The organism is Pigmentibacter ruber, from assembly GCF_009792895.1.
GTDB classification, from domain to species: Bacteria; Bdellovibrionota_B; Oligoflexia; order Silvanigrellales; family Silvanigrellaceae; genus Silvanigrella; species Silvanigrella rubra.
The window spans coordinates 550078-563275 of record NZ_WSSC01000001.1; the positions used below are offsets into that span (position 1 = coordinate 550078).

The 13198-nt window shown below is 29.8% G+C and carries 12 protein-coding genes; 6 read left to right on the forward strand and 6 right to left on the reverse strand.

Features of this window, described 5'->3' with window-relative positions; genetic code table 11:
- Window positions 1-1716, forward strand: a complete 1716-nt coding sequence (gene murB, locus GOY08_RS02330) for a UDP-N-acetylmuramate dehydrogenase (RefSeq protein ID WP_158996951.1) — start codon at window positions 1-3, stop codon at window positions 1714-1716.
- A 15-nt stretch (window positions 1717-1731) separates the two neighbouring features.
- On the opposite strand, the gene GOY08_RS02335 is transcribed toward murB, so the two are convergent.
- From GOY08_RS02335 to GOY08_RS02345, 3 genes are all read right to left on the reverse strand, one after another.
- A complete protein-coding gene (locus tag GOY08_RS02335) occupies window positions 1732-2859 on the reverse strand; it encodes an aminotransferase class V-fold PLP-dependent enzyme (RefSeq protein ID WP_158996952.1) in 1128 nt (375 codons plus the stop codon).
- Window positions 2860-2877: 18 nt separating this feature from the next.
- Window positions 2878-3639 (reverse strand): tryptophan 2,3-dioxygenase family protein, encoded by a 762-nt coding sequence (locus GOY08_RS02340; RefSeq protein ID WP_158996953.1) that lies wholly within the window; start codon window positions 3637-3639, stop codon window positions 2878-2880.
- 193 nt (window positions 3640-3832) lie between these two features.
- Complete coding sequence (locus GOY08_RS02345; RefSeq protein ID WP_158996954.1) at window positions 3833-4642, reverse strand: tRNA/rRNA methyltransferase; 810 nt, start codon at window positions 4640-4642, stop codon at window positions 3833-3835.
- A gap of 317 nt (window positions 4643-4959) precedes the next feature.
- On the opposite strand from GOY08_RS02345, the gene GOY08_RS02350 reads away from it, so the two are divergent.
- The 4 genes from GOY08_RS02350 (at window position 4960) to GOY08_RS02365 (ending at window position 8958) form a co-directional block, all read left to right on the forward strand.
- Window positions 4960-6318, forward strand: coding sequence for an NAD(P)-binding domain-containing protein (locus GOY08_RS02350; protein ID WP_158996955.1), 1359 nt, complete (start codon window positions 4960-4962; stop codon window positions 6316-6318).
- A 281-nt stretch (window positions 6319-6599) separates the two neighbouring features.
- Window positions 6600-7124 carry a DUF2058 family protein gene (locus GOY08_RS02355; protein WP_158996956.1) on the forward strand — a complete coding sequence of 175 codons (525 nt, stop codon included), beginning with the start codon at window positions 6600-6602 and terminating at the stop codon, window positions 7122-7124.
- Between the two features lie 46 nt (window positions 7125-7170).
- A complete protein-coding gene (locus tag GOY08_RS02360; RefSeq protein WP_158996957.1) occupies window positions 7171-8283 on the forward strand; it encodes a thioredoxin domain-containing protein in 1113 nt (370 codons plus the stop codon).
- A 183-nt stretch (window positions 8284-8466) separates the two neighbouring features.
- Entirely contained in the window at window positions 8467-8958 is a 492-nt protein-coding gene (locus tag GOY08_RS02365) for a c-type cytochrome (RefSeq protein WP_158996958.1), read from the forward strand.
- Window positions 8959-8964: 6 nt separating this feature from the next.
- Here GOY08_RS02365 and GOY08_RS02370 read toward each other — a convergent pair whose 3' ends face one another.
- Window positions 8965-9690, reverse strand: coding sequence for a response regulator (locus tag GOY08_RS02370; RefSeq protein WP_158996959.1), 726 nt, complete (start codon window positions 9688-9690; stop codon window positions 8965-8967).
- Window positions 9691-9862: 172 nt separating this feature from the next.
- On the opposite strand from GOY08_RS02370, the gene GOY08_RS02375 reads away from it, so the two are divergent.
- Entirely contained in the window at window positions 9863-10738 is an 876-nt protein-coding gene (locus tag GOY08_RS02375; RefSeq protein ID WP_158996960.1) for a CheR family methyltransferase, read from the forward strand.
- On the opposite strand, the gene GOY08_RS02380 is transcribed toward GOY08_RS02375, so the two are convergent.
- Together GOY08_RS02380 and GOY08_RS02385 are read right to left on the reverse strand one after the other, a co-directional pair.
- Window positions 10739-12121: a GNAT family N-acyltransferase gene (locus GOY08_RS02380; protein WP_158996961.1), complete on the reverse strand. Its 1383-nt coding sequence runs from the start codon at window positions 12119-12121 to the stop codon at window positions 10739-10741.
- 90 nt (window positions 12122-12211) lie between these two features.
- Window positions 12212-13102: a phosphatidate cytidylyltransferase gene (locus tag GOY08_RS02385; RefSeq protein WP_158996962.1), complete on the reverse strand. Its 891-nt coding sequence runs from the start codon at window positions 13100-13102 to the stop codon at window positions 12212-12214.
- Window positions 13103-13198 lie beyond the last annotated feature (96 nt).

Consider the following 13198-nt stretch of genomic DNA (forward strand, 5'->3'; position numbering starts at 1 on the left):
ATGCAAAAAAATATTCCGAATTACTTTATAGAAAATCAAAGTATTAAAGAAAAGACCTATTATAAAATGGGAGGTATTGCTCGTTATTTTTCTACTCCATCAAATTTATATGAAATTCAAGAAACAATATTATGGTGCCATTCTCAACAGTTACCTTGCTCAATTTTAGGATCAGGGAGCAATTCGGTATATTCTGATGAAAATTTTTCTGGTGTTATTCTATCTTTAGAAAAATTAAATCATTGGTTTTGGGAAACAGATGAATATTTATTTGTTGAAGGTGGAGTTACAAATACAGAAATTGCTGAAATATGTTTGGTTGCAAATAGAGCTGGTGCTTCTTGGATGTTTAGAATGCCTGGGCAAGTTGGTGCATCAGTAAGAATGAATGCGCGTTGCTATGGTGGTGAAATATCTCAAATTGTAAAAAATGTAATTACTATCGATCAATACGGATATATAAAATTTTATACAGTAGAAGAGATTTTTCAAGGATATAAATTAACAACATTAATGAACAAGCCTGAAATTGTTGTAGGTGTAAGATTATATTTTCCAAATAAGTCAGCAGCTGAAAAACTTTTAAAACATATGTATGATTGTGAAGAAGATAGACACAGAAAAAAACATTTTTATTTACCAAGTTGTGGTTCAACATTTAAAAATAATTATTCTGTTGGGAAACCAAGCGGGCAAATTTTTGATGAATTAGGTTTAAAAGGTTTGAAAGTGGGAGCTGCAGAAGTTAGTCAATATCATGCAAATTTTGTTTGGAATATGGGTAGTGCAAAAACAAATGATATGCTAGAATTAACTGCAATAATGCGAAATAAAGCAAAAAAAGAGTTGCAAGCTGTTTTAGAGTTAGAAGTTCAGCCTGTAGGTTTATTTCAGAAAGAAATGTATCAAAAATGTGGGATGGAAAAATTAGGCCCAAGTTATGAAGATGCAAATGGTAAAAAGTGGGTAGGACTTTTTTATTACCCGAACAATTTTGTTACTAAACTTTTTTACTCAAATAATGAATTTCCAAAAATTCTCTATGAAGCGCCTTTTTTTGAATATTTTCAAACTCCTTTTGCTGGTCGCCCTGATGTATTTGTAAGTATTTGTCAGTTAATTAGTTTTGAAGCTGCAAAAAGAAATCCTAATAAACCTTTTTTGCAATGGAAAACATTTACAATAGATAATCCAAATAAAATATTTTCAATACCTGCTCCAGAAAAATATCAAAAAAAGAATCATAAATTTATTGATGAACTTTGGAAATACAGTGTAAGTGAAATATTCTTTGCACATCCAGAGAAACCAAAAACATCTTACTTAGAATTTGAAATAACCCCAAACGGAGAATGGATTGCTCTTGAATTTGATGGTATTCGAAAAAGGTCGGCACAAAATACAAAACCTAACGAAAAATTATGGGATTCTTTAATTATAAATGAGATGTGTATTCATTTTCATAATGACAAAGATTTAAGGTATGTTTTTGGGATGAGTTTTACATATAATAATTTAAAAAAAGTAATAAGTGATCAACAAAATTATATTTATTTTCAATGTGCTTTAAGCTTGGGATATGCAAAATATTATTTATCACCTGCTTGGAAACAAGAGAAAAATTTACATTTCAAAAATATGAAAAAAATTAAGGATGAAAATCTGAAAGCTGATTTTCATCAACCTGCAAAATTTTGGAAAGTTAAATTATTTTAAAGATATATCAAATAATTAAAATTTAAAATTTTCAACAATTTCTTTAAATTTATTTATTTCTTCCCAAGTATTGTAAATATGTGGTGAAAATCTAATACCAAAATTGTTTTTTTTATCCACAAAAACTTTTTCTTGATTTAAATAATTTAAAAACTTTTCATCATTTGGAGTAGTAAAAACAAAAGTCCCGCCTCTCTCTTCATTATTTTTTGGAGACAAAATTTTAAATTCAGTATTTTTTTCGATAAAGTCATATAAGTTTGAAATATATTCCTGATTTTTAAGTAAAATATTCTCAATCCCAATTTCACTTAATAATTTTATACTTTCAACTGCTAACATTAAAGGTAAAATACACGGAGTGCCATCCATAAACTGTTTGGTATTTGTACTTAGCTTAAATTCATTAATATTTTCAGCAAATATATTTTCCATTCCAAACCAACCAAACGCTGTAGGTTGTATTTTTCTTAAAACATTTTCATTGGACCAAATAAATCCTGCACCTGTTCCACCACATAACCATTTAACACAAGATCCAATAGCAAAGTCAAAATTAGATTTTCCTAAATTAATTGGAATAATACCTATAGATTGAGCAAGATCTAAAATTGATATAACATCAAGCTCTTTACATTTTTTGGCAATTTCATCAATGGGATGCTTGAATGAGTTACCATATGTCACATGTGATACAAATAATAATAAAGTATTATCATCTATTTTTTCTAGCCACTGTTCCTTTTCTGTTCTCCCATTTTTACTTTTAATTAAAGTTAAATCATAATACTCTTTAGGAAGAAAGTTAAATATAAATTGCATAGAAGGATATTCTAAGTCACTAATAATAATTTTTTTTCGCTTTTTATCTTTTGGTATTGTCTGAATAATTTTTAAAAGTGCTAAAGAATTATTTCCTTGAAAACAAAAATGAATGGGTTTACTAAAAGTTATCTCAGCCAATTTTTTATGAAATATATCTAAATAGGGCAACCATTCATTCCAAGATTTTCCACCATAATTTTTCCAAGTATTAAAGTATTGTTCTTTTACACTTTCTTGATTTTTATTTAGACACCCCATAGAATGATTAAGAAAATAAAGACCATTTGGTTTTAGAAATTGGTTTAATAAAGTGTGCATTTTTAGAACCTAATATTTTTATACGATTTTTTGTGAGCTTAAACTATCCCTTACAATTCCATATTGAGTTCCCCATTCAGAGGTCATTTTTGAACGAATTTCCCATAATTCTGGGAATAGTGAACGGGCAATTCTATTTGTAAGATTTGTGACAACATTCCCTTTCATTGAGTGCGCTTGTAAGCCAATACTTCTACCAATTAATTTCATATGAAAATAGAGGAATTTGTTGTAAAGATCATCTAATTCAAGAAAACATTCACAGATTAAATAAACATCATTATGGACATATTCAGTATGATATATTTTTTCAAAATCATTAATATCATGTATACTAAAATGCTCTTTAAATGATAGCCATAAAGTTGGTGCAATTTTTAAAAACGATTTAAATCCTGGGGAATCTTGTCCGCTTCCGTTTCCTAACTTTAAACGAATATCTTGATATTCCCTAGGTGACATAGAATGAAGAATTTCAATTGTTTTTAGTAAACACTCTTGTGCTTTGTGAGCGCGTTTAAAATTGCTAATAATTCTTTGATAATTTTTTTCTAGTAAATATTTATTTATTTCAAGTAGTGAAAAATTTAAAGATTTAAAAAATAGTTCTTCAGCTTGATGTACTAGTTGGAAGTGAATTTCATCTGCATTGCAAAGTTCATTGTATTTTGTTTGCAGTGACAAAAGATCTTTTGTTTTTAAATAAATTTCGTAGTCACTTTTTCCATTTCCATTCATTAATTCAGATAATTCATCGATTGTAAGTCTATTGCTTAACATAACATATCCTTTAATATTAAAATTGAATAACATAGATATTGAAATATTTAACTAAACAAAAAGGAACTACAATGTATAAGATATCATTTTTTTGACAAAAGAAAAGTTTTATTTTTAATTTTTTGCTAATTATCAGTATATCAAAGTTACCAATATAATTGGTAACATAATAATGCTATTTTAATTTATTTAATTATTTTTTATGATTTCGCCAATATTCAGCAAGAATAACACTTGATGCACATGCAATATTTAAACTTTCAACATTACCTGAACTTGGAATCTGGATAATTTTATCCCCATTATTAAGCAGAGCTTCTGTTATACCTGAGTTTTCTGAACCAAAAACAAATACTAATTTTTTTGGAATTTTTTCATTAAATAGATTTGTACCTTTATGACTAGAGGTCAGTATAATCTTATAATCAAATGACTTAAATTTTTCTAGGGCTTTGTTAAAATTATCTGCTGTAATTATTTTTATAAATTCAGCTCCACCTTCAGATGTCCGATAAGCTGCTCCAGATAATGCTGCGTCCGCGTGTGATACTAGTATGGCATTTATTCCAAAATTTGCACATACACGCATGACAGCGCCTAGATTATGAGGGTTTTGAACATTTTCGAGCGCAACAATACAATTTGTATTTTTAATATGTTCTTCATTTTTAAGAAAATCTTCATAGCTAATAGAAGGCGTCCGGCGGATTAAAAAACAAACTCCTTCATGATGATTTGATTCAGAAACTTTTAGCATTTCGTCTTCGGTTAAAATGCGATAAGCTAATTTTTTTTCTGCACAATATTTTAGAACCTTATTCATTTCTTTCAACATATTTTCTGTGATATAGACGCGAATAAGATCTTGAGGTCGTTTGTTAAATAACATTTTGCAAGCATGGAGGCCACATATTTTCATTTCTAAGTTTTTTCTTGGTTTAGGAATTTTTCTGTGTTCACCATGTTGTTTTATTTTTTCTTGTTCTTTTTCTCTTTTTTTCAAGTGAATCTCCAATAATTTAACTAATAATAGTTATCTGTAATAAACTGTCTGGGCTATTAAATTGTGCTTGATTCACAAAAAAGGCTTGAATCAATTCCAATTGACCTAATGGGTATATTTCTTCTTTCCCGCATTTGTAAAGACATTTTTAATTTAGAGAAAATATAAAAATACTAGTAACTTAGTTGAGAAATTAGAAAAAGAGTTGTAGTATATTTGCTGTTAGTAAAAAATGCTATATCTTTTCTTCTAATTTAAAAATTCATCTTATTTATTATATTTAATGAACAAATATTTAAATATTAATGAGGTTTTATATGAAAATTCGAGTTGCTATTATAGGCGCTGGTCCGTCAGGCTGCGCTCAACTGCGTTCTTTTGCAGCACTTGAACAAAAAGGGCTTCCTATCCCTGAAATTGTTTGTTTTGAAAAACAAAAAAATTGGGGAGGGCTGTGGAATTATACTTGGGAAACTGGGGTTGATAGAGATGGAGAACCAGTTCACGGTAGTATGTATCGTTATTTATGGTCAAATGGACCCAAAGAATGCCTTGAGTTTGCTGATTACACTTTTGAAGAACACTTTGGAAGACAAATTCCTTCTTATCCACCTAGAGAGGTTCTGTTTGATTATATTCAAGGAAGAGTAGAAAAGTCAGGCGTTAAAAAATGGATAAAATTTCAGTGTCCTGTAAAAAATGTAGAATTTAATAACGAAACAAAAAAATTTATTTTAAGGTATCGAAATTTAAAAAGAGATATAGAGCAAATTGAGGTATTTGATTATGTAATTGTAGCTTCTGGACATTATTCTTTTCCAAATTATCCAATTTTTTCTGGTATGAATAAGTTTAATGGAAGAATATTGCATGCGCATGATTTTCGTGATGCCTTAGAATTTAAAGATAAAGATATTTTGATAGTAGGTAGCAGCTATTCAGCTGAAGATATAGGCTCACAGTGTTATAAATATGGAGCCAAAAGTATTACTTCATGCTATAGAACCAAACCTATGGGCTTTAACTTTCCAAACAATTGGGAAGAAAAACCTATGCTCGATAAAGTAGAATTAAATATTGCATATTTTAAAGATGGGACATCAAAAAAAATAGATGCAATTATTTTATGTACAGGCTATAAGCACCATTTTCCATTTCTAGCAGAAAATTTACAGTTAAAAACCAAAAATAGATTATGGCCAAATCATTTATATAAAGGAATATTTTGGTTTGAAAATCCTAAATTAATATATTTAGGAATGCAAGACCAATATTACACATTCAATATGTTTGATGCTCAAGCATGGCTAGCGCGAGATTTTATTCTTGGAAAGTTTTCGTTACCTTCTTTGCAAGAGCAACTTCTTGAAAATAACAAGTGGTTAACAAAAGAAGAAAATTTAAAAAATCATTTTGATGAGATAGTCTTTCAAGGGGATTATGTTAAAGAGCTTATTTCATTAACAGATTATCCTAAACTGGATACAGATAAAGTGAATGCTAATTTTTTTCTTTGGAAAAAGCATAAAAAAGAAAATATTATGACATTTCGGGATCAAATTTATTGTTCAGTAATAACAGGTAATTATTCTTTCTACCACCATACCCCTTGGATAGACACATTGGATGATTCAATGGAATCATTTTTATCTTCATCCCAAAACCCCTTAAAATAGTCCTGAATGCAAGTAAGTTTTGCTCAGAAATTAAAACTTGTTTCGTATTTTTGAGGTTATTATTAAAATCGATCTAAATATTGCTCTATAAAATGGCATACCTTTGAAGTTATTTATTTTTAAGAATAAGTCATTTGTTCTTCCTTAAGTTATCCACTTTCAATGTGGATAACTTCTAAAAAATGCCTCATTTTTGATACATTTCTATTTTCCAAACCTTAAGATAAATTGACAATTCATAAAAGTCGGGAGAAGGATGAAAGGGTAAGGGAGGAATAAATATGAGCTTAAGGGATCAACTTTTAAAGGCAGGATTGGTTTCCAAAAAACAAGCACAAAAAGTAGAAGCCTCAAACCGCAAACAAGAACATGATTCCAAGAAAAATAAACAACTTGCGGACACTATTGAAGCGGAAAAAAAAGCAGAACTTGAAAAAATTGAAATTGAAAAAAATAAGCAGAAAGAAATTGATAAAGAATTAAATAAACAACGTGATTTAATGGTTCAACAAAGAGAATTGATATACAGAGCAAGACAAATATTAAATAGCAATTGTCTCAATTCGCCTAATGCTTCAGAGCCGTATTATTTTGCGGAAGATAAATATGTACGTAAAGTATTAGTCACGCCTTGGCAACGAGAAATGCTTGCCCGTGGTAAATTAGGAATTGGGCGGCCTCTTGATGAGGTTGATGAATTTTATATCGTACCTCTTTCTGCTGCAAAAATTATTAAAGAAATTTCTCCGCTGAGATTAATTACCTTACACTCAGAGCTTGATGATTCTGAGGATATTGAATTATAGTTGAGGATTTAAATGTTTCCGTTCATGTCTATTATGGAGAGAAAATATGCAAGATAGCAAATCTAGCAACGTTAAAATAATTGGTTTTTTTATTGGTGGGATTATTTTAGGAGCTTTGGCAACCACTGGGGTTATGCTAGCGCAAAAAGCAAAAAAAGCTGTTGATTTATCTGCAAATTTAGGAAAACCATTTGTTGTTGTTGATGGTAAAACTTGGGATTCAGGAATGTTACCAGGTGATTCAGGAATGGATTATTACACATTGCAAAATAACATTTATAATGCGGAAAAAAACTTCGCTTCCCAAACAGCTCTGCGCATTGCATTAGCAAATGATGCAGGAAAAGCCGTTAGTACTACTGAACTTCCTAAATTAGAAGAATTATTAAATATTCCACCTGTATCAGAACAGGAAGCAAAGCAGTACTATGAAAAAATTATTGCTCAAATGGGTGCAGGCGTGTTTGGTGGCCAACCTTTTGATAAAATAAAAGCTCAACTACAAATGCAAATGTCACAACAAAAAGCTTCGGAAATTGTTTTGCGCAAAATACAAGAGCTGGAAGCTGGTGGAAGAATTAAAGTTTTATTAAATCCTCCAACTTCTCCATCAGTAAAATTAAATTTAGATGGTTATCCTTCCAGAGGAAATAAAAATGCTAATTTAGTTTTTGTTGAGGTAGCGGATTATTTATGTGCACATTGTAGAGAGTCGGAGCCTATCATAGAAAAAATTGCTAAAGAATTCGCTGATAAAGTAAAATTTGTGCATATTTCTTATCCTTTAGCTCCACAAGGATTGAGTGGTGCGTTGGCTAAGGGGGCATTTTGTGCAACTAAACAAAGCGAAAAATCTTTTTGGGATTATCATACAAATGCTTTTCAAGTCCCTTTTTCGAAGGCAAACCCTACTGGCAATGATCCTACAAAACAGTTTATGGATGAAGCTATCAATGTAGCAAAACAATCAAATCTTGACTTGAAAGCATTTACAGAATGCTTAAATTCTAATGAACCTAATGAATATATCCAAAAAGTACAAAATGAATTTAATAGTTCAACTGGTTTTAAAGGGACACCAACTTTCTATTTAAATGGAAAAATCTTAGAAGCCAATCCTCAGCAGTTAGAAGCAAGTATAAAAGCTGCAATAAAATAGATTGTTTTGATTAAAGAAAATGTAACATTTAAATTTATGGATAGCATTTTCTTTTTGTTTTATTTGGTTTATTATTTTTACAAGTGTAATTTTTTATGTCTTATTCAAGATTAAATTTTTTTTTATATTGTCGAGTAAGATAGCAATATTTATTTTTGGATTCTATTTTCATTGGAGGAAAAAATGAAGGCTCCTACAAAGGTATTACTAGTATCTTTTTTAGTAACTCTGCTTGTCGTATTTATAGTCGTTTATCGTTATGATTTAATTAAAATGAATAAATCAGCTGATAAATCATCTGAAACTGCAGTAAATACAACATCAAGCATGCTTGAAACAGAAACAGCTACTGCAGCACCTGCAAAAGGAAGTGGTGCAAGTGCTGAGCAACTCGCAAATGGTAAAAAGTTTTATGAATCTGCTACTTGTGCGCTTTGTCACGGTGCCACAGGTAAAGCTGATACCCCTTCAGGACAAGCTATGAAAGCGACAAATTTAGCTGAAGGGAAATTCAAAAATAATAAAGCTAACCTACCTCCGGTTAAATATATTATGGAAGTTATAGAAAAGGGAGTACCTGGAACGGGAATGGCTAGTTTTAAAGCTCAAGTTCCTAATGAAAAAGATAGAAAAGATTTAGCGGAATACGTTCATTCCTTATCTTCTAAAAAGTAACAAGTTTCATTCTACTTTTTTTGTTCTCTCTGGAACATAGGCAATTGACTTGCAATTTTCTAATAATTTTATTGCATAATTTAAACAATCTGGCGAAAAATACTTAAATTCAATGCCTGCGCAATAGTTTTCACCATCTTGAGCATTCCCATTCCAAAGAACTTCACCTTTTCCCGATACTATAGTCCCATCTGGAAAATGAATTTCAAAATCAACAAACTCAGCGGCTTCTAACAATTTTGACCCTGTGTGCATCAAAGCACCACCTCGACCCAATAGAAATTCACTAGTATTGTTGGCTGTTACTTTTATTTGCGACGAAGTTGGTTGAGCTGGTTTTTTTAAGTATTTTTCTTTTAAATCAGTACAAAGCCATTCTAAATTTTCGATTAAACTTGGTAAATCAAATGGTTTAGAAACGAGTCCTTCTGCTCCATGAGCATGAATTTCTTCTCTTGTATAATCAGAAAACGCAGTGATGAACAAAAATTTTGGTTTTTGCAAATTTATTTTTTTTGTTTCATCCAATAACTCAATCCCATTTCCTCCAGGCATTCTAATATCACTAATAATAAGATCAATTTTTTCGCTTTGAACAATTTTAATACCTTCTTTCCCATTTCCAGCTTCTAATGTTTTTGCTTCTAGAGATTGAAGTTCAGAGACAAGCATTTCTCTTAAATCAGGCTCATCGTCCACTACAAGGATAAGATTTTCCTTTAAGCAGCTCATAATTATACTCCAAAGAAATAGTATTTTATATATGTTACATTTAAATAAGAAATATGACAGATTTTTTTGTGTTAGGTTTCCGACATGGCATTATTTTTAATCATAATTACACCGAAAAGTTTCTGTGATTAAGTTATAATTTTCTTTGGAGAGAATGCTATCGAGGGAAAAAATGCCTAAAGCACCTCAACAAAACAATCTTACTTTTGATGAGTTAATTTCAGATGAAGCTGGGTTTAATAGTTTATCAAAAATTCTATTAGACAGAACTGGGATTTTCATGGATCCTAGTGAAAAAAACTTTTCTTTAATGTCAAATAGACTTCATAAAGTTTTAAAAAAATATAATTGTTCTTCTTATAAAGAATTAATAAGTCTTATAGAAATTGGAAGTAATGAAGTAACAAATGAATTTTTGGAAGTTTTAACTACTAACACCACACATTTTTTTAGAGAAAAAGAGCACTTTCAATTTTTAAAACAAAATCTTCCAAAGATTGAAGAAAATTTACTAAAAGAAAAGCGGAAAGATATAAAAGTTTGGTGTGCAGCTTCTAGCAGTGGTGAAGAACCTTATACAATATTAATGATACTTAATGAATATTTCAGTAGATCAAAAAATATTTCTATTAAAATTCAAGCAACAGATTTAAATACACAGGTGCTAGAAAAGGCTAAATTAGGGATATATAAAAAAGAAATTAGTGAACATATTTCCTCAGATCTTATCTTAAAATATTTTGAAGAGTCTAGTAAAATACCTGCGGATTCGTATCAAGTAAAAGAGAATTATAGAAATATGATAGATTTTTTTAAATTTAATTTAAAGAGTGAAGTATATAAATTTCCTTACAAATTTGATTTAATATTTTGTCGAAATGTATTGATATATTTCCCACAAAAAGTAGTGGAAGATACGGTGGAAAAGTTAGCATCTTGTTTGACAAAAGATGGTTATCTTTTTATAGGACATTCCGAGGCGATGATTGGAAATAAACATAAATTAAAATCAGTAATTCCTGCTATATATAAATTAAATAATAAATAATTATTCCTTCATTGATATTCCTAAATAATTTGCAACTCTAGAGTATATTTTATTCCAAATAAATTTTTCTATAACTATTTCACCTGCTAGAATTCCTTTAGCATCAAGAAATAAAAGTGTTTCTTTCTTTTTTATGTCAGAGTATTTTTCTTTCCAAGGAATTTCTAGTGCTTGAAAACCTACTTTTGTATAAAGTGGCTTTAAAGGCTCAGGTGAACTTGTTACGATATGTGTATGACCAGATTCAATAACTATTCTTACAACTTGTCTAATCATATTTATAAAAACATCACTTTCTCGATAATCTTTATCCCAAGCAAAGCGTGACACTTCAACAAATTTTTTTGTAGATAACCAATCGGGTATACTTTCACAAAATTCGTTTAATTCCGTTTTCTCTTGATTTTGATGATTATAAATGATTCTCAAACACGCAACAGCTTTTTTTCCAACTTTGCAAATTAATTGTCTAGAGTATTCATCAAATTTATCTCTGTACGGATCATCATTCTGACTACTTTCATTTTCCACTACGCTTTCTGATATTATTTTAGGAATTTCTTCAAATAAACCAATTTTTCTTAATTCATAAACTTTTTCTAAATCAAATTTATCCATTGCATAGTAATGTGATAAACTATTTTCAATGATATCTACAGGCAAGTTATTTTCTCTTAGTTCTTTAGGTGTTACTTCAACTCCACAAAATAAAACATATTCAACAAAAACTTGGAGAAATTTTGTATTTTTATTTTCAAAATTAACATGAACATAGTATTTATCTTTTTCATTTGCTTTTGTTGAATTAGTTACCTGAGCAATTTTAGTATTCACTATAAATTCATCTAACGCAGGTATGCTTACTTTTAATTGTAATTCTAAATTTGGTAGGAGAGTTTTGTTTCTAGCTGATGTTAATAAAACCATTCCATTAGAGTGCAAACTTTTTACTTTAAAAATAATTTTTTCTTGAAAAAAAAATGCATCATCACACCAGCAATGTGGTGTAAAAATATCTGGAATATCATAATATTTTATATTTGCAACTTCTGGTTTTGTTATGTATTCATTTATAATTTCAATTCCATAACGTAAATATTTTATGTCATCAATTAATTTTGAGATTACATATGCAACTCTTCCTTTACAGGTAAAAGTCTTTTTTTCTCTTGTGTTATAAAATATTTTAATTGTGTCGCCTTTTTTAGGATAAGTAGCAAGTTTTTGATCTGCAATATAAATATTGCAACCCCATGGAGAAATATCTGTTATCTCACCATGAATAGAGCGAACTTCATCTAAATCTTTTATATAAACTTTTATTCCTTCTCCCAAATAAACACATCTACGTGTGTCTCTTCGGTTTTCAAATTCTTCACTCATATCATCATCCAAAAAAAACTTTAAGCTGAGCTAAGATTGTTTCGGATAATGGGTGGAGTATAAAATGGAAAAGTAACTGGGGGTGTCAAATCAATGATAGAGGGAGAAAAAAAGAAATGCGACAGGTATTCCTAAAATTAAAGAATCAATTCTATCCAGAAAACCGCCATGACCAGGTAATAAGTTTCCACTGTCTTTAAAACCTCCTGCTCTTTTGAAAGCACTTTCTAATAAATCCCCTATTTGTCCGGCAATACCCATACAAATTCCCATTAAAATGGCATACCAAGCTGGAAAGGGAAGCTGAAAGAAATAGTTCAATAGAAAAGCGGTCAATCCACTAAAAACAAGACCTCCTATTGAACCTTCAACGCTTTTTTTCGGGGAGACTTTTGGTATAAGTTTATGTTTTCCAAAACGAGTTCCAATAAAATAGGCACCCGTATCTCCCATTAAAATAGTTGCTAAACAAAAATATAATTGAGCACTCCGATAAGGACCATCAAAATCTATCAAACTAAGCTTTGTCAGACAGGCAGCAGGTAAAGCTAAGTAAATAAAACCAGCAATGACATTTAGAAGCTTGTTAGAAGCTGTATGAATATCAGTCGCTCTTCTGTAAATCAGGGCTGCAGAAACAAAGAAACAAAGAAAAGTCCAACTTATAGGTAATATAAGGATTTTTTCTGGATTATTTTTAAAAATAATGCTTGAAATTGAAAATGTTAGAATTAAAAAAGCATATGAAAATCCAATAGCAAAATGCTTTGGCTTGAGTTTTGGTCGTTTTTGTTCTAACGTAATGGAAGAGCCATCCATGATATTCCATCTCAGTGCGGCAAATTCAGTGCCTGAGAGAAAAATAGCAACAAAAGTGATCAATACAAAAAGTGGATAAAAAAGATGAAGAGGCGAAAAACTTAAAATATATATTATTATTCCTGAAAAAATTGCTGCGGTTATTAAACGAGTTTTAAGCATATATTAAAAACCAATCTCTAAAATAAATAGTAACTATTCCGGCGACACCGGTTTGCAATCTGCAATATGCCATAGTAATCAAAGTCTATCAAATAG